The organism is Legionella geestiana (assembly GCF_004571195.1).
GTDB lineage: Bacteria > Pseudomonadota > Gammaproteobacteria > Legionellales > Legionellaceae > Legionella_B > Legionella_B geestiana.
Genome location: NZ_CP038271.1, coordinates 1,988,622 through 2,004,077, shown reverse-complemented (window position 1 = coordinate 2,004,077; position 15,456 = coordinate 1,988,622). Strand labels below are relative to the sequence as shown.

Genomic DNA, 15,456 nt, shown 5'->3' with positions numbered 1-15,456 from the left:
GAGATAAAAATATGTATTCCAATTGGACACATGAGTTACCTTGAAAAATTAATAAGTAAGTACAACATAAATGCACAAGAAATAGCCACCATTGAAACTGATGTCAACAATGTAAATCGATTTGCTTTACTCGTCTGTTGAGTCAAATTCTTTGCTTCTGTCAGTGAATCTGATATCACATTTTTGATGACGTGAACAAATTCATTGGTAGCTTCCCTCAGCATTTTGTTCATAGCTTCTTTACTACTAGCTAAAGCGGCATTAAGTACTTTCTCAGCCTTTTCTTTGGCATCAACTTTCCATTGAGAGGAAATGCTCTCCATTTCCTCTCTGAACTGTGCCAGCATGGCTGCTTGAGCCTGTCGGGTTTCTTCAATCAATCTGTCATTCATGGTCTGCAGGATTAGAATCGGATCATCCTTGCTTAAAACCACCCCATGCTTGATAGCAATATCACGAATCACTGCATCAAATTGATCAGTCATTAGATCACCCGAGCATTATCTAACTGCCCAAACAGCTGGTCGCGTACGATTTTTAATCGCTGACGAGTCATGATGTTTTTTTCTGGCGTACCCAGCACTTCGTCAAAAGTCAGCTTTTGTTGCAGCATCTCCGTTAAATCCCGGCCGTACGTTTCTTTTTTCAGATCGGGTATTTGGATTAGAGCTGATATTTTGTCTTTGTTATCGCGGTAGGCTTTCAGTTGCTCAAAGGATTTGCCTTCATGCTCTATCTCTCCCCAATAGGGATTGAGCCAGACGACAAATTGGGCTTCATTTTCAAACTGATCAATCAGTTGGGCGAAGCCGTTAATGGTATCAAACATAGCTTGACCGCCGGTAATGACGGTGTGGATGACTATTTCATGGCCTAATTCCTGTAGTAATGCCGGAACCTCATTGCTGATAAGGTAGTGTGAGAACGGTACAAAAGAACTGGCGCCATTATCGATGACTACATCTTCAGTGGTAGACGCAATTTTTTCGATAAGGATATCAAACAACCGGGGGTTGATTTCGTCACCGCTCATGACTTGAACATGGTTGACGTTTAAAGCTTTAAAGCCATGAAAGGTTGAATTGATTGGGTCGGTGTCAATACAGAGTGGGGTTTGACCTTTGTGCTGTTTGTACTGGGCTGTGGTTGCTGAAATAAATGATTTGCCAACACCGCCTTTGCCTTGCAGTGTGATATGAATTTTTGCCATTACAAGAGTTCCTCCAGGTTGGGTTTGGGATTAAAAGTAAAGCCTCGAATTTCGGTTTTTGCTTTACTCTTAGCCTTGTCATCATCCTTGGTGTTTTCCTGCATTGATGGCTTTTGTTCTGTAACAATCAAACGTGCCACATAGCCACAAAATGTTTTGTATGAAAATGAGATTTTGCCTTCTTCAACCAGCGTTTCCCAGACAAGCTTTATAGACCAACCATCAGCCAATGCTGCAGCGATATCTTGTTTGAGTGCGAGAAAAGCGGCTTTATTGACGGACTTATCAGAGACTTTTCTTTCCACCTGCTTTGCTGCGATTCGTTCGCTGAGAGAGCTTCCCATGTCATATCATCAAATTATTATTGTTATCTCCGATAATATGCAATCTCCCCCTGATCTGCAATAGATTGTGTAACTTTCTTTCTTTTTGGCGTAATTAAGTTTCTGCTTAAACGCACTCAAGTGTGATTTATCGTAATTTATGGTAATTGTCCGTAATTTACATGGTGTTTCATAAAATAAGCTTGAAATTACATAAAATTACCTGATACGATGACGCTTAGTGAACTCAAAACACTGGGCAAGATAGGTGAAGTTAGCTAACCAGCAAGCTGGTCATCAACCTTCACAAGCCTTATTCGCACCTTCGGTGCTCAACGGGGATCCAGTGATTTGAGGTCATAACTTGATACCCAAAGGATTGCAAACCACTTTGTTAAGAGGTCAGCATCCTTATGGACAATATAGTCAAATCCCCCACCAGAAAAAACGGTCGTCACCTGCGCGTTCCTGTTCTTCCCGATGAAGAAACACAAATTAAAGCCAATGCGGCCAATGCTGGTTTGTCAATTGCGGAATACCTAAGACGGATCAGCCTTGGCTATCAGCTGCAAAGTGCTATTGATAAAGACCATGTAATCCAGCTGGCTAAAATCAATGCCGATGTTGGCAGGCTTGGTGGGTTGTTAAAACTCTGGTTGACTCAGGATAAGCGTGTCGCCCATTTTGACCATGCCACGATAATGACCCTGCTCAAGAAAATCAGGGTTTTGCAGGAGGCAATGTTTGATGTGGTGAAAAAGCTATGATTATTCGCCATATCCCCATGAAGACTACACGACTGAGCAGCTTTTCTTGCCTCGTCCAATACATCACTAATCCTCAGGACAAGCAGGAACGGGTGGGTAAAATTAGCCTGGCAAATTGCAACAGTATCGATCCCCTCTGGGCAGTTCAGGAAGTTTTGGCAACCCAGGCCAAAAATCAACGAGCTTCAGCGGATAAAACTTATCATTTATTGATCTCTTTTGCCGTAGGGGAAGTTCTGTCTGATAAACTGTTAAACGTCATCGAAGAGCAGGTTGTATCTTCTGTTGGATTTAAAGATCACCAAAGAATCAGCACCGTCCATCATGACACGGATAACCTTCATATCCATGTCGCCATCAATAAAATCCACCCCAAAACCCTCAATATGATTGAGCCATACAGGGCCTATAAAACCTTTGCGGAGGTGGCAACTCGATTGGAAATTGAGTATGGACTGGTAATAACCAATCATCAAACACGAAAAGGACGGTCTGAAAATTTAGCCGATGACATGGAGCAGCATTCCGGTATTGAAAGCCTGATTAACTGGATGAAACGCCATTGCAAGGATCAAATAGAGGCGACCAACAGCTGGAATGGTCTTCACCAGACCCTGGCAGCGCATGGGTTGTCCATTAAACTCCGAGCCAATGGATTTGTTTTCTGTGACAAGAAAGGGTTGATGATTAAAGCCAGCTCTGTTTCCCGGACTTTCTCAAAAAAGAACTTGTTGTCCAAATTGGGGAAATTTATACCTTCCTCATTTCAGAGCGAATCCAATTCAACAAATACTTATCGCTATGAACCACTTAACAAGAGCTTGTCCAATTCCGAGATGTATGCCCGATATCGTGATGAAAGGCTTAAGAACAAAATCATCCTCACCGATAAACTCAAAAAACTGCGGACAGCCAAGGCATCCGCCATTGAAATAGCCAAAAGCCGAGCCCGATTAAAAAGAAAAGCCTTGAAGTTAATGAAAATGCCGGTCATGCAGAAAAAATATCTCTATACGCAAATCAGCAAGACGCTCCTCGCTGAGATTGAGAAAATCCGTAACAACTATTCCAACCAACGCCAAAACCAGATTGACGGGCATCAGAATCGAACCTGGGCTGATTGGCTAAGATACAAGGCAGAGAATGGTGACCAGGATGCTTTAACCGCACTACGTTTTCAGAATCGAAAAAACAAAGATAAATATTCCCTGTCGGGGAACAGAGCAGATAAGTCTCCAGTCGATATCAATTTCATTGACTCAATTACTAAGGAAGGCACGGAAATATACAAAATCGATAAGGCTGTTATTCGAAATAACGGCCATGAGATCAAAATTTCCAAAGGCGGTTCGATTGACACATTAATAAAAGCGCTGGAGATGGCGCAGCAGCGATATGGCAATTGTATTCGTGTAAATGGCTCGCCGCTTTTTAAAAAAATAATCCTGCAAATTGTGATTCAACATAACCTCCCAATTACTTTTGTTGATCCGGATATAGAAACCCAACGTACCAAACTGAAACAGGAGGCAAATTATGAACATGCAAGACGAAACCGATATGGTCATGGAAGAGGAGTTGTTGGCAACGATGGAGTTGCTAAACCGGGAGAGCGAGGAAAGCAGGGAAAAACAGGAACAAAGCCCAACCCTCACCGCACTCAAAGCGGCACGCCGGCCGAAAATCAAAACAGCTTGCGAGACCTGTCCCAACTCGATGTGGTTCAGTTCTCCAGAGGAAGTGAAGTGTTATTGTCGGATCATGCACATGATAAGCTGGAGCGGCAAAGACTCAAACCTGATTACCATGTGCGACGGAACATTTTTCGAGTAAGACGGAAATTGTCATAAAAAGAAACCCCAGACAAGTTGTGAAAATACGACCCTGTAAATTATTCTGTGTAACTGCCATGGGTTAAATAAACTAATTCAACTAATATAGGCGTCGCTTCGCTCCTAGCGATCCACATCGTTCGGAATTAGTGATCCAGATGCGTCGGAATCAGTGATCCACTTCCTTCGGAATTTCTGATCCACTTCGTCGGAATAGGCACCTCGGCAGCATTTTTTGCTTCTATCAGCTCCGCTTCTATTTTTTTTAAGTACGTGATATCAATGGTGTTGCCCATGATTCCAGCAATATTGCCATCTTTGTCAAAAATTGGTTTTTTTGTAGAAAGCAGGGTAATGCATTCACCGTGACAACACGGCAAAACTCTTTATTGAGATTCTGGACCCCGTTACCTATCAGGAAAAACTGAGCGGCACGCTGAGCGTTTGTTGTAGCGCTTGCCTCGATGCCGTAAATGCTTATACAGCTTGCCGCCGGCGTTTGTCGCGCCAGACAAATTGGTAGATGGTTTCATGGCTTATCGCCTTACCTTCAAGCTTTAATCGGCCTGAAATCTGATCAGGACTCCAGTCCTCAAGCAGTTTTTCCCTGATGGTGCTCTGCATCTCTTTCGTTAGCTTTTTCGGTGCCTGGCTGGCGTCACTACGACGCGCTTTTGCTTTCTCGTCAGATTGCTTATAACGATAGCCCTGTCCGCCTGTATTACGTGATATTTCACGACTAATCGTTGACTTGTCACGTCCAACGGCCAAGGCAATTTTGCTCAGTGATTGCCCCATTGATTTCAGAGCGTAAATCTGACACCTTATGTCTCGAGTCACGTGATGGTAGCCTGCTGCCATGATAATCTCCTTTGGTTCGCACCTTTGAGACTATCAACTTCACGTGACTCACTCTAGTTCATGTTCATTTTATAACCGCTGTTGCACTTCGCGGTTGAAAGGGCGTATTAATAAAAAGGGTAGACAATTGATTGCCATTATCATCGTTGGTTTTGTATTAGGATGCCTGGGAATGTGGTTGACCGGGTCTTATTTTGACTGTTTTGACTTTTTTGACTGCCAAACTGGATGGAACACTGTGGCAGGGATACTTTATATATTCTTTGGCTTTGTTGGATATGTCAGAGCAACGAGTCGGTCGGGCTTACTTATTAGTAGTGCAGGCGCTGCTATATTCTTTATATTGGCTTATTGCAGCACGCAACCTGCCTACTCCTCATTAATCTACTTCTCCTTTTTCATCTATCTATTTATGTTTTATGTTGTCTGGAGCTGGAGGCCGAAAAAACAAAGTCTCATTCCTTGGGATTTTCTGGCCGCCATCACCGTCGCCATAGCAACGCAGATTGGCATCCCTCTCTTGGCTTTGATGTTGTGGTGGAAAGACTAAAGACGGTGCCGGGTGTCCGGTGGTCCGCAAGGCCATAACGCTCATAGAGGAGCATGCCAAAGAAAACGATATCGAATTTAGTTTTGCAACTTTCCCTCTCGAGGAGCTCATCGCTAACAAAGATAGACTGCCTATTGGCGAGGCCATCAGCTGGAAGATGAAGGGCAGGTATAAAAAAAGATTCCTCGAGCGATTATTAATGCTGCAATACGCAGGAATCAGCGAAAACTGGCGAAATTATTTTACCGACGACAGTTCGAATAGAGGGAAGGCTTCACCGGATCACTTGCACCCGTTTATAGGAAAGACAAAGGCGCTTTTTCGAATTTGCCCATATACCCAAGGCCGGTTCTGTCGCAAAAAGTTGTCAGCCGGGATAATATCCGTATTATGTCATGGGAGCTCTCAACGATGCTCAGTTTCAAGTGGAGGCATTTTAAGCAGGATATCATATTGATGCTGATCAGATGGTACCTGGCGTATGCATTGAGTTACCGTGATATTGAGGAGTTGGCTCTGGAACTCGGGTTAAAAGTAGATCATTCCACCATCAATCGCTGGGTGATTGATGGTGCTCCTCAACTGGAGGATGAATTCCGCAAGCGCCATAAGAGCCCTGTTGGGATTTCATGGCGCATGGATGAGACATATATTAATGTTAAAGGCCAATGGGTGTACTTGTACCGTGCCGTTGATAAGGAAGGTAATACCGTTGATTTCATGCTATCAGAAAAACGTGATGAGCCAGCAGCACGGGCTTTTTTTGAGAAAGCGATTGGCTCAAATGGCATTCCGGACAAGGTCACCATGGATAAAAGTGAAGTGACCCATTTGCACACGTACCTTGACTTCCTCCGTTATTAACCATAGAGGGGTCGTGGGTGAGTAGAAGTCGAGTAGCCACTCCACATTGCTGTGATCCTGTTACCTACCAGTTTTCACTTAATTCAGCTGATATTTTGCGCGTAAATTGGCAAGCCGATTTTGCGATTCGGCATTCTCAAGTTCTTCAGAAGCCGCTTCAGGCAGACTGCTCGCCAAATGCCCCTGTGGGGTCAGCCAGCCCAGTGCCACACATACGGCACGGCTTCTGTTATTTGCACTTTTTGCATGACGAAGTATATCGGAAAGACTCATGTTGTCCAATCGATCTTCTATTCGCGATTTTGCAAAAAACCGAAAAAGGCCGCAAAGTTTGCCGCGGTCTGACTCCAGCTTCGCTTCATATGCCTGTTTAAATTGAGTTTTCAAGTCAGGCGCAAGGGAAGCCATTTCGTCCGGTGCTTTCGAGTGGCTGGAACGCAAAATTTCCAACACAGTCTCATCGAAAAGCTCGGTCACATCGGTATTCTTTTTCGCGCTGGTTGCAAAAAACCGTCGTATCTGATGTGTCGGATTCTTCTGGTTCCATTCCTGCACGAACTGCGAAATGGCTTCCTTGTCAACTGCAGGATCCAAATCCGATTTATTGGCGGCCAGCATGATCGTGGCATTTTCCGGGTAGTTGGGTTTTACGGCCCTTTCCATGTATTGCTCAAGACGTTGGAACGAATCAAGGCTACTCAAATCAAAATTGACAATGAGGCCATGACAGCCCCGGGAAACACCTCTTGTAATCAGGTGCTCTCGGTTATCTCCGTCGATATCCCAGATAGCAAGTGTTATTTCACATTCATCGTCAGCCCTGGTTTTTTGTGAAAAATCCAAGCCTATTGTGCGCATGTAAGCGTCAGTAAACCTCTGATCAATATATCTCAACCGCAAGGCAGTTTTTCCGGACCTCGACTCACCAACAAGCACTATTTTATATAAAACATATTTTCCCACAATTAACCTCACATACAATCCAACATACAGACAGCAATATGTATTTAAAAAATTAATTATCATACCCGTAAAGGGTGACTTTTCGGCTATATAACCAACCCCGCCCCTAATCAAAATATTATGCGCATATTCCTGACAACCTATTGATAAATTTAACATAACGAGTTAGCCTTGCCGGGTTTGGGTTTTGCGCCAGTGCTCAAAATGTTCTTTGACTTCTTCAAGGGTCAACAGGGTTGATGTTGTCGGGAGATTCATCAATAGCCTCCAAAAAATGGAAATTTAAAGGCTACAGGGTAGTCGCTCGCAGCTTACATAGTCACGCACGTTTGCCGAAAACTCACGGAACACATTATACCTCAGCAATAAATGTCAGATGATCTCCACCATTAAGATACCGGGTCACAAATTTGATGTTTTTAAAGTCATATTTTTCCAACATGAGCCTCATTTCAAAAGGATAGTACCATAATATATCCATTTGCTCATTTTCTTCCAAAAGACATGTATCATTTGAATATTTCTTGTACTGTGTTTTGCTCAACAAATGCTGTTCAAATTTATTGGCGCTTGTCTCATTATAAATTTCAATGATTTCCCCTTGATGTAGTTGGACTTTTCTTGCGCTGGTATCAAGCTCTGCGTTCTCAAACATAGCCTCCCATGGAATAAATAAATCCATTACCAATTTACCTCCTGGAAACAAAAGGTTATGAAATATCTGTAAGGCCTTGTATGCATGTTCTCGTGGATAAAATAATTGGTATGAGCCAAGTGGAATAACAATACCATTAAATTTTGTATTGTTTGAGAAATCTTCAAGCGTCCCCTCGGTTAAAATTGGGATGAGATTTAATTTCTCTGCTCGATGTCTGCAACTTGCTAACATTGATGGCGAATTATCCAAACCGTGCACAGTATATCCAAGTTGCATTAATGGGATTAGTAACCTTCCTGAACCGCACATGGGCTCAAATAGCACATCATTTTTACCAAACAAATCCTGATATAATTGCAATTCATTGCTCTGTGCGAACTCCTTATCTGCGTCGTAAAATTGTGTGCATAATTCCCCGTACATCATGGTTTATCTCCTATAGGTTATTATTAGCGTATGTAATGACCGATTTAAGAAAGTAGCTTGCAAAGTCTTTATGAACAAGTGCGTATTGCTTTTCATACTCAGGATGACTGATTTCAGCCTTTATCATTCCAATAAAGTCATCCTTTGACGCATTGCAAAATCGTTTAACTCTCAATTGATAATATTGATCTACAAGTGCCTGCACTTGAACAGAATCTGGTAAAAGACCTGCCCGTATTGCATCTCTAAATGCCTGGCACCAAATCCCGGTTTCTTCTTGCATGACATTCAAATCATTCGCATTCAGCTCTTTAACATTATTTTTACATTGCTCAATTATATTATTGGCATTTTCACCCATTTTTCTACTTAGATAAGTTACCATTGATTTTTGCTGCTCGTGTTCAAAGCCCATGTATAATTCATTTTCTTTTAAGGTGATTTCACTGTTTAGATAACCAATTGTTTTATCAATTGTTTCAATAAGAGCCCTGGATTTTAATATGGATTTAATTATATTTTTTTTGTGTATTTTAAGTGCGCTAATCTTATCAAATTCCGTAGAGTTAATTACTTCCCCTATATCCTTAAGCTTAAAACCAATTTCACGGAAAAATAAAATTTGCTGCAACATTAATAGTTGATCATTCGTATAGAATCGATAACCATTTTTCGCACAATATGCGGGCTTAAGCAATCCAATTTTGTCATAATACCTTAACGTTTTAGTGCTGACAGACGACATTTCTGCCAGCTGTTTAATTTTATAAATCATAAATAACTCCAGTAAATTGGAATCATTATAAAGATTGACCTTAGGGCAAGGTCAAGTGTTGAAGATGTATTATTTTATAAATGACAATGATCAATTATACCGAGCATGTAGCACATTACCCCCTAAAGAGTAGCGCAATAGATTATGTTTTTTTGTGAGCGTTTCCATTTTCGACTTAAACTGTCGCTTAACACCCTCCACGCCCAGGCGACTATTCTTGGCCATGTCATTAAAATCGCTAAATTTCCTGGGGTTTTCAGACTGTTCATTGGGCGCAAAGATTGGCAGGATAATCAGGCCATTGACGGCCTTGGCGGCTTCTGTGGCCTTTTCTTTGCCCGGGTTCATGCCATTGCTTTGCTCAATATGTTTGTCGTCATCGGCAGCAATCATCATCGGGATATGAGGGTATTTTTCATGCAAGGCTTTGGCGACGGACTTAAGATTACCTGAGTCAAAGGCTGAAACAACGGCTGGCAGCTCTGTTGCCTCTTTAATCGTTGCCGCCGTGGCGTAGCCTTCGGCAATGACGATCACAGGGGCATTGGCGAGTTTATCCAGTCCACCCAAGACATGAAAACAGCCTTCTTTTCTTGCGTTTTTGGCAAAGCGTTTGGTGCCATCCTCGTCAATATACTGAACTGTCCATAGGTTGCCCTCAATATCAGTAGCAGGAATGCAGGTTAAGTGCTTGTCTTCATCCGTATAAACGCCAGAATGAACCTGAATCCCTTTTGCTTTTAGATAAGGGGTTGGCTCGGTTAACTCATTCATCAGGGACAGCTTTTCTCTGAGCTTGACCGCCGTGCTTCTTTGAAGGTCTTCAATCTCAAGCTCGCGATTTTTTTGATTTTGCAAAGCGTTGGATTTAAGGGCTGACTTTTGTTCATCGGTTAAGACATAACCTTTGCTTTTCCATTTCAGCTCAACACCCGTGCGGTTGTTTTTGATGTAGCCAGCGGGGATACCGTCTAAATGCGCCACATAGAATCCGGCTTTTTCACCTTGCTTGTCTCCGTCCATTTCAATTCTATGCGGCTTGCCATCCATGACAGGGGGCTTGCCTGAGACCATTGCACCCATACCAATCAGTGCTTCTTTGAATTCATCTTCTGGCGAGATGGCTTCGTCTTGGGCTAACGCCTGAGAGTTTGGCAGCCATGTCTTGATTTTATCTAAAGGAACACCGGGGTTTGCGTACCAGCATTTCCGGGCTTTATCCCAAGCAATGGCTGATGTGCCATCAGGCAGTTTGCCTGTCTGGGCTTTGGCTACTTCTTTTTCTTTGAAGGGAATACTTAGCCAGGTCTTTTCAGTGGTGAGTTGTTCATTTTTCATATCTGATCTCACAATGGTACTGTCCTCCCTGGTTTCTATGGGCTGTGCCTGATGGATTTCCTGAACTTGATCAAGAGCACAGATGTGATTGAATATCTTTTCCGCGTCCGCAGAGGCTCTGAAAATTTCGAGGGGATCATCCTCCAAAACACGAATCCATGACTTGATATAAGCAGTATGTTGCGAAGGGTCGTGACCAATGCCGAGTTCTGCCCCCATGAGCATGCTGGCGATTTCAGCCCTCAGTTCTTCCTTGGCATAAGCCTCTGAACCAAAAGGATGCCCCAGATCCCGATCAAGTCTTGAAGGGTGGCCGCTCCAGTGGCCGAGTTCATGTAGAGCCGTGGCATAGTAATGGGCGGCGGATTTGAATTGCGCTTTGGGCGGCAGGTGAATACTATCGCTCGAAAGTCTGTAAAAGGCTCTGTCTGATTCGGAATGAATAATGGTAGCACCGGATTGCAGCAAGAGATTTTCTGCTTTTTCCACCATAGACCAGTCCGGCTCTTTTGTTACAAGTGCGGGCATATTCTCAATTTGTGAGGCGTGGAAGACCGTTGCATAAAAGACCCTTGGTCTTTCAAGGTTGACTTGCATTTTGACGGAATTGCCTTGCTCATCAAGCACAGGGCGACCAGCCTCATCTTCTTTGACTCGTTCCTCATTAAATTTCCAGTATTGAATAGTGGTGCCTTTCTCGCCTTTTCGCACCTGCGCATCAATGCTTTGCGCCTGTTTGTAGGTCAGCCAGCGGTTGTCATCGCTTTGATTGAGCATCAAATACAGGGCATTGATACCACGATAGCGCTTGCCTGTGACAGGATTAAAAGGAACTTGGCCATTGCCAGTACCAGGCTCCCATGGTTTTAGCCAGGGTGCCGTTCCAGCTTTTAGACTCTCAATAATCTGGTTGGCAACAATTTGGTGGTAAGGCATCTTAGTCATATGCTGCCTCCATGGCTTCATCCTCACTGAGTGCATCTTCAACAAATGCGCCCATAATGTCCGCCTCAATTGGGCTGACTTCAACTAAAAAGCCGGGGATGATCAAATCCTCACACTTTTCTGCAATCACATCCATTAGCTCGTTTTTATTCGTCATAATTTTTCTCTTTGTTTTTGATAACCCATAAGGGTCTTAACATTCCCTTGATTTGCCCTGCGTGAACAAGGCCATAGTATCGACCATCAAAAGACCATTCGCTTTGACTGGTCATGGTCATCAGCTCGTTTTTGCCGAGTTGGTAATTTGTGACATGCCATTGAGGTAAGGGGCGATTCAATCCATCGTTTAACTTAGGTCTCGAGAACGGGATACGAGCCTGATTGACAAAGACCCCGGCATCCGTAATTGAGAGAATATCGCCAGGAATAGCCACCACTTTTTTCATCAAATAGCCATAGCCACCGCAGTGAAGGCCGGGGTCTATATAGTTTCTATCAAGGCCAAGTCTGAAAGCTGGCCGGTGGTCAGGACAAAAGATGACATAAACATTCTTGAGATCGCCCACTTGAGTGACGCGATACAGGCCGACCGGGATGGAGTCGGTGAGATTGATTCGAAATCCCATGACGATTAACAGATACGCCAGGACAAGCAAGCTAATCATGCAGATGGACAATTGTTTCATAGTCTGATTTCCTCATCCTTGCTTAATCGCAAGCGTAAGATATCGGATACTTCCGGGGCTTCGATGGCAGCTCGGGCGATGAAAACAGGGTCTTTAAAATACAGGGGCTGTTTGCCATAGATTGCCGGGAAGCCGGCGGCATAAACCACCATATCGCCTGCCTCAATAATCGAGTCATAGGCATCTTTCTTTGGGCCCGGCATGCGTAAACATTCATCAACGGTTAATAATGGTCTTGATACTTCCTGAATGGTTTTGGATATTTGCGAGAGAAATGCTGAAAGACGTTTGCCGCTGGTGGTGATGTGTTCTTTCACGATGGTGGTTTGTCCGGTCAGCTTGGATAAATGCTCGGCCGTTTCCACCCGGTTTGGTGGATAGGCATTTTGGATGTGGCAGTTGGAGGTGATGGTTTCATCCGAGCCATAACCGCGCTCGCGGCTTTTAAGCTGATTGATGTCCTGACAAATTAAATAAAACTTGAGGCCATATCCGGCAACAAAGGCTAAGGATTCCTGCAAAATATCAAGTTTACCCAGGCTTGGAAACTCATCAATCATGCAAAGCAGGCGATGTTTCCAGGTTTTCTTTGCCCGTACATAAGAAAGCCCCTTATCGTCAGGCACACGCTCAAACTCCATCCTGTCTGCCAGTAAACGTACAATCATATTAATCATGACCCGCACCAGAGGTTGCAGTCTGGCCTTGTCATTGGGTTGGGTCACGATATAAAGACTCACCGGGCTTTCATGGTTCATCAAATCGCGAATACAAAAATCCGAATCAGAGACATTAAAAGCCACTACTGGATCACGGTATAAAGCCAGATAGGATTTTAAAGTCGATAGAACGGAGCCCGCTTCTTCCTCAGGCCTGTCTATCATATCGCGGGCAGAGGCTGAGATAACCGGATGGGTTTTTCCCTCAATATGCGGGTATTGGGTCATTTCAATTAGCAGGTCAGCGATATTGGTATTGGGGTCAACCAGCATGCGGTCAATGTTTGGAAAGGTGGCGGGTTCGCCCTGATTTTTCAGCTTGTAAATCGCATGTAAAATAAATCCCACTAAAAGCGCCTGAGAGGTTTTTTGCCAGTGCGTTTCAAGGCCTTTACCGTCAGGGTCTACCACCAGCGTTGCAAGATTTTGCACGTCCCCCACCTCTGATTCAGTGCCTACCCGAATTTCATCCAACGGATTCCAACGGGCAGAACCTTTCAATGTGGCTGGTTCAAAACGGATGACTTTATTGTTGGCATATTGCTGTCTCCATCCGGCAGTCATTGCCCACAACTCACCCTTTAAATCGGTAATGACACAGGAGTGCTTCCAGGATAACAGGGTAGGAATCACCAGCCCCACCCCTTTACCCGAGCGGGTGGGTGCGTAGGTCAGGACATGCTCAGGGCCATTGTGGCGTAGATAATGAATCTCGCCTTGCTCATTCTCAAACGCGCCGACATAGACCCCTTCATCATGACCAATCAGGCTGGCATTTTTTAAATCCTCCATATTGGCCCATCTCGCTGAGCCATGCAGATATTCGCTAATTTCGCGCTTTTTAAGTTGTTGACTGACAAGAATCACCATCATTAAAAAGAAGCTTGCGCTCATTACCACTATCCCAAATGCAGCATTAAAATAATCCGGGTAGTATTGATGATATTTAAAATTCCATAAAAACAACTGCCAGGGTAGATAAACGTGGGCAAATGATGCGCCCAAACTGTCATGATAATGAAATTTCCAGGCCAGATATTGTGTGCCCATTTGCAGGCTGACAGTTAAAGACAGCAAGACCAAGCCAATCACCGGCAGGTTAAATCGTTGATTGGCTCTTCGCTTGACTCTCGGGCCAATGGCTTTATCAGGCTTATTCATCGTCATTGGCTATCTCCTGCGGCCTTGCGATTAACAAACTGACTGACTTCATCAGTGCCTGCACTAAAACTTCCTTCTGGCGCACCCATGGAGCTGATGTTTGAGGCGGGTGAGTCTGATGGCTCAGGTGGTGATGAGTCATTGTTGGCATCCATTCGTTGATGAATGGCATCGGCGACTTTACCGCCGGTGGTTTCTGCAACTTTTGCCGAGAAGGCCTCTTTTATAGAATTTGCTTTTTCACGTGCGACTTCTGCGGCACCTGAGGCCAAATGAGAGCCGAAGTGACCGGCAAATTGAGTCGCCCGTCCCATGGCCTCACTTAATCGGCCAGATTTAGGACTGGAACCGCCATCTGAACCAGATCCTGTGCTGCTTTGCGATGCAGCATTGAAGGCGGCCTTCAATGCTGATAAACCACCGGCACTCTCAGTGCCTACAGTGCCGGCAGCAGAGGCGAGAGCGGCACCTGCTATGCCTGCAGCCCCCAAGGCACTGCCCAAGCCCAGACCACCTCCACCACCTGAGCCACCACCGCTGACAATACCGCTTAATACAGGTGGTATTTTATTAACAAGCACCAGTAAAAGAATGGCAACGACCAGCATGACAAACATTTCTTTCAGCAAAATGTCCTTCGCCATGGCAGCATAATATTGATCAACAAAAGACTTACCAATACCGATAATCAAAATCATCGCAAAAGCCTGCAGGGCAATACCCAGCACAGTTTTGTAATATTGTATGGCAATATCCTGTGTCCAACGGCCTCCACCGAAGCCTAATAAAATGATGCCGCCATAGGTTAAAATCCATGCGGTGATAAGGACTATCAGCATGTTAATACTGACCAGCGCCAATACCACCAAAATCAGCCCGGCGACTATCAAACCAACGGTGGTTGCGGCTGGCGACCAAATGGATGAGTTATCAATGGCCTTGGAAACGATATCAAAACCCACATCGACAATATCCGAAGGGGATACATGCGCATCAATGCCCGAGGCATTGGCTGCGAGTTTACGCATGGAATCCATAATGGCCGTTGCAATGGCCGGGCCATTGTCTAACAGCCAATAGAAAAAGCCGACAACCACAAAAAACCGCACTGTTTCAGCGAGAAACTCTTGAATGTCTGCCTGCCTCAAGGCCATAAGACCATATGTCCAGACCATGCTGATTAAGGCCAAAGACCAAAAGAGGTAACGGGCATAGTCAAGCAAGGTTTTGCTCCACATGGATGCTGTGGTAGAAAACCGATACAGGATATTATCCAGTAAATCTCTGCTATCCATACCCGTGCCTTGGGCATAACTGCTAATGGAAAATCCCAGTAGAAAGAGTGTGATTAAACAGGTGACTGTCGGTTTTTTCATAA

16 protein-coding genes and 1 pseudogene are annotated in these 15,456 nt (G+C 44.2%); 4 read left to right on the top strand and 13 right to left on the bottom strand.

What is annotated here, in order from left to right:
* Positions 1-35: 35 nt before the first annotated feature.
* Genes E4T54_RS08985 through E4T54_RS08975 form a run of 3 tightly spaced genes read right to left on the bottom strand, consistent with a single transcriptional unit; the run spans position 36 to position 1,554 of the window.
* Positions 36-485, bottom strand: coding sequence for a conjugal transfer protein TraM (locus tag E4T54_RS08985; RefSeq protein ID WP_028386427.1), 450 nt, complete (start codon positions 483-485; stop codon positions 36-38).
* Entirely contained in the window at positions 485-1,210 is a 726-nt protein-coding gene (locus E4T54_RS08980; protein ID WP_028386426.1) for an ArsA-related P-loop ATPase, read from the bottom strand. Before E4T54_RS08980 ends, E4T54_RS08985 begins: the two co-directional genes overlap by 1 nt.
* Positions 1,210-1,554: a TraK family protein gene (locus E4T54_RS08975; protein WP_028386425.1), complete on the bottom strand. Its 345-nt coding sequence runs from the start codon at positions 1,552-1,554 to the stop codon at positions 1,210-1,212. The genes E4T54_RS08980 and E4T54_RS08975 overlap by 1 nt, the downstream gene beginning before the upstream one ends.
* Positions 1,555-1,946: 392 nt before the next feature.
* Here E4T54_RS08975 and traJ point away from each other — a divergent pair, with 392 nt between their 5' ends.
* Positions 1,947-2,300 carry a conjugal transfer transcriptional regulator TraJ gene (traJ, locus tag E4T54_RS08970; RefSeq protein ID WP_028386424.1) on the top strand — a complete coding sequence of 118 codons (354 nt, stop codon included), beginning with the start codon at positions 1,947-1,949 and terminating at the stop codon, positions 2,298-2,300.
* On the top strand, positions 2,297-4,150 hold the full coding sequence (gene traI, locus E4T54_RS08965) for a TraI/MobA(P) family conjugative relaxase (RefSeq protein WP_028386423.1): 1,854 nt from the start codon (positions 2,297-2,299) through the stop codon (positions 4,148-4,150). Before traJ ends, traI begins: the two co-directional genes overlap by 4 nt.
* 128 nt (positions 4,151-4,278) lie before the next feature.
* Here traI and E4T54_RS12030 read toward each other — a convergent pair whose 3' ends face one another.
* Together E4T54_RS12030 and E4T54_RS08960 are read right to left on the bottom strand one after the other, a co-directional pair.
* Positions 4,279-4,428, bottom strand: a complete 150-nt coding sequence (locus E4T54_RS12030) for a hypothetical protein (RefSeq protein WP_162150888.1) — start codon at positions 4,426-4,428, stop codon at positions 4,279-4,281.
* Between the two features lie 181 nt (positions 4,429-4,609).
* A complete protein-coding gene (locus E4T54_RS08960) occupies positions 4,610-4,993 on the bottom strand; it encodes a helix-turn-helix domain-containing protein (protein WP_051550900.1) in 384 nt (127 codons plus the stop codon).
* A gap of 127 nt (positions 4,994-5,120) precedes the next feature.
* On the opposite strand from E4T54_RS08960, the gene E4T54_RS08955 reads away from it, so the two are divergent.
* Positions 5,121-5,543 carry a hypothetical protein gene (locus tag E4T54_RS08955; protein WP_028386421.1) on the top strand — a complete coding sequence of 141 codons (423 nt, stop codon included), beginning with the start codon at positions 5,121-5,123 and terminating at the stop codon, positions 5,541-5,543.
* 411 nt (positions 5,544-5,954) lie between these two features.
* Positions 5,955-6,362, top strand: a pseudogene (locus tag E4T54_RS08950) (IS6 family transposase); the annotation flags it as partial.
* A gap of 123 nt (positions 6,363-6,485) precedes the next feature.
* On the opposite strand, the gene E4T54_RS08945 reads toward E4T54_RS08950, so the two are convergent.
* The 8 genes from E4T54_RS08945 to trbL all read right to left on the bottom strand — a co-directional run bounded on the left by E4T54_RS08945 (position 6,486) and on the right by trbL (position 15,454).
* Positions 6,486-7,529 carry a Rab family GTPase gene (locus E4T54_RS08945; protein WP_058387066.1) on the bottom strand — a complete coding sequence of 348 codons (1,044 nt, stop codon included), beginning with the start codon at positions 7,527-7,529 and terminating at the stop codon, positions 6,486-6,488.
* Positions 7,530-7,722: 193 nt separating this feature from the next.
* Complete coding sequence (locus E4T54_RS08940) at positions 7,723-8,454, bottom strand: class I SAM-dependent methyltransferase (RefSeq protein ID WP_028386419.1); 732 nt, start codon at positions 8,452-8,454, stop codon at positions 7,723-7,725.
* A 10-nt stretch (positions 8,455-8,464) separates the two neighbouring features.
* The gene (locus tag E4T54_RS08935; protein WP_035902191.1) at positions 8,465-9,229 is read right to left on the bottom strand and encodes a MerR family transcriptional regulator; all 765 of its coding nucleotides are present in this window, start codon (positions 9,227-9,229) and stop codon (positions 8,465-8,467) included.
* 90 nt (positions 9,230-9,319) lie between these two features.
* Entirely contained in the window at positions 9,320-11,512 is a 2,193-nt protein-coding gene (locus tag E4T54_RS08930) for a zincin-like metallopeptidase domain-containing protein (protein WP_028386418.1), read from the bottom strand.
* Positions 11,505-11,669: a hypothetical protein gene (locus E4T54_RS12025; protein WP_028386417.1), complete on the bottom strand. Its 165-nt coding sequence runs from the start codon at positions 11,667-11,669 to the stop codon at positions 11,505-11,507. Before E4T54_RS12025 ends, E4T54_RS08930 begins: the two co-directional genes overlap by 8 nt.
* A complete protein-coding gene (gene traF, locus E4T54_RS08925; protein WP_028386416.1) occupies positions 11,659-12,198 on the bottom strand; it encodes a conjugative transfer signal peptidase TraF in 540 nt (179 codons plus the stop codon). Before traF ends, E4T54_RS12025 begins: the two co-directional genes overlap by 11 nt.
* Positions 12,195-14,084, bottom strand: coding sequence for a type IV secretory system conjugative DNA transfer family protein (locus E4T54_RS08920; RefSeq protein ID WP_028386415.1), 1,890 nt, complete (start codon positions 14,082-14,084; stop codon positions 12,195-12,197). The genes traF and E4T54_RS08920 overlap by 4 nt, the downstream gene beginning before the upstream one ends.
* Positions 14,081-15,454 (bottom strand): P-type conjugative transfer protein TrbL, encoded by a 1,374-nt coding sequence (gene trbL / locus E4T54_RS08915; RefSeq protein ID WP_028386414.1) that lies wholly within the window; start codon positions 15,452-15,454, stop codon positions 14,081-14,083. The genes E4T54_RS08920 and trbL overlap by 4 nt, the downstream gene beginning before the upstream one ends.
* Positions 15,455-15,456: the final 2 nt, after the last annotated feature.

Coding starts and splice junctions, on each gene's coding strand:
- E4T54_RS12030 (WP_162150888.1), bottom strand. CDS start 4,428: ATGGGCAACACCATTGATATCACGTACTTAAAAAAAATAGAAGCGGAG.
- E4T54_RS08980 (WP_028386426.1), bottom strand. CDS start 1,210: ATGGCAAAAATTCATATCACACTGCAAGGCAAAGGCGGTGTTGGCAAA.
- E4T54_RS08975 (WP_028386425.1), bottom strand. CDS start 1,554: ATGGGAAGCTCTCTCAGCGAACGAATCGCAGCAAAGCAGGTGGAAAGA.
- E4T54_RS12025 (WP_028386417.1), bottom strand. CDS start 11,669: ATGACGAATAAAAACGAGCTAATGGATGTGATTGCAGAAAAGTGTGAG.
- trbL (WP_028386414.1), bottom strand. CDS start 15,454: ATGAAAAAACCGACAGTCACCTGTTTAATCACACTCTTTCTACTGGGA.
- E4T54_RS08960 (WP_051550900.1), bottom strand. CDS start 4,993: ATGGCAGCAGGCTACCATCACGTGACTCGAGACATAAGGTGTCAGATT.
- traI (WP_028386423.1), top strand. CDS start 2,297: ATGATTATTCGCCATATCCCCATGAAGACTACACGACTGAGCAGCTTT.
- E4T54_RS08930 (WP_028386418.1), bottom strand. CDS start 11,512: ATGACTAAGATGCCTTACCACCAAATTGTTGCCAACCAGATTATTGAG.
- traJ (WP_028386424.1), top strand. CDS start 1,947: ATGGACAATATAGTCAAATCCCCCACCAGAAAAAACGGTCGTCACCTG.
- E4T54_RS08935 (WP_035902191.1), bottom strand. CDS start 9,229: ATGATTTATAAAATTAAACAGCTGGCAGAAATGTCGTCTGTCAGCACT.
- E4T54_RS08945 (WP_058387066.1), bottom strand. CDS start 7,529: ATGTTAAATTTATCAATAGGTTGTCAGGAATATGCGCATAATATTTTG.
- E4T54_RS08920 (WP_028386415.1), bottom strand. CDS start 14,084: ATGACGATGAATAAGCCTGATAAAGCCATTGGCCCGAGAGTCAAGCGA.
- traF (WP_028386416.1), bottom strand. CDS start 12,198: ATGAAACAATTGTCCATCTGCATGATTAGCTTGCTTGTCCTGGCGTAT.
- E4T54_RS08985 (WP_028386427.1), bottom strand. CDS start 485: ATGACTGATCAATTTGATGCAGTGATTCGTGATATTGCTATCAAGCAT.
- E4T54_RS08940 (WP_028386419.1), bottom strand. CDS start 8,454: ATGATGTACGGGGAATTATGCACACAATTTTACGACGCAGATAAGGAG.